This window comes from Methylomonas rivi, assembly GCF_024505165.1.
GTDB classification, from domain to species: domain Bacteria; phylum Pseudomonadota; class Gammaproteobacteria; order Methylococcales; family Methylomonadaceae; genus Methylomonas; species Methylomonas rivi.
This window is the reverse complement of record NZ_JANIBK010000368.1, coordinates 1-614: the sequence shown is the minus strand read 5'-3', so window position 1 is coordinate 614 and position 614 is coordinate 1. Positions and strand designations below refer to the sequence as shown.

The window sequence follows — 614 nt, the reverse complement described above, 5'->3', positions numbered from 1 at the left end:
CATGAGCGGGCGCCGCCGCATGGCCGTTGTAAAGACAGGGCGCGGGCTTGCGGGTTTTACCTTGCTGGAAGTGTTGATAGCCCTGGCGATATTGGCGATCCTGATGAGCGGCCTGATCAAAATCGCCGCCAACAATACCCGTAATCTGCGGTTTCTGGAAAACGCCACCATTGCCGAACAGGTGGCGCAAAACCGGCTGTTGCAGCTGCGGCTGGACGAGGACAAGCCCGAGGCCGGCGATGGTTGGGACGAGATGGCCGGACGGCGTTGGTATTGGCAAATTTCCCGTGGCGCCGGCCATCCCATCGGGGCCGGCGTGCGGCGCTATCGGGTGCGGGTGTTTCCGGAGGGCGAGAAAACCCCTTATGCCGATTTGGTCGGCTATATCGCGGATCCCGCATGAACAAACGCTTTAACCGCGCCGGCGGCTTTACTTTATTGGAATTGCTGGTGGCGATGGCGATCTTCGCCATCATGGCCGTCATGGCCTACGGCGGCCTGAAGACCGTCATCGATACCCGCCGGGCCACCCAGGCCAAGGCGGCGCAGCTGCGGCAGCTGCAACAGGCCTTGTATCTGTTGAACGAAGATTTGCAGCAGGCCGTGTCGCGGCC

General features: G+C 61.7%; 2 protein-coding genes. Both read left to right on the top strand.

All coding sequences use genetic code 11. The annotated features are described in order from the left end of the window. On the top strand, positions 1–403 hold a 403-nt coding region (gene gspI, locus NP596_RS21785; RefSeq protein ID WP_256617464.1), incomplete at its 5' end, for a type II secretion system minor pseudopilin GspI. Beyond that, positions 400–614 (top strand): PulJ/GspJ family protein (locus NP596_RS21780; RefSeq protein ID WP_256617463.1); only part of this gene is annotated, 215 nt, incomplete at its 3' end. The genes gspI and NP596_RS21780, both read left to right, overlap by 4 nt.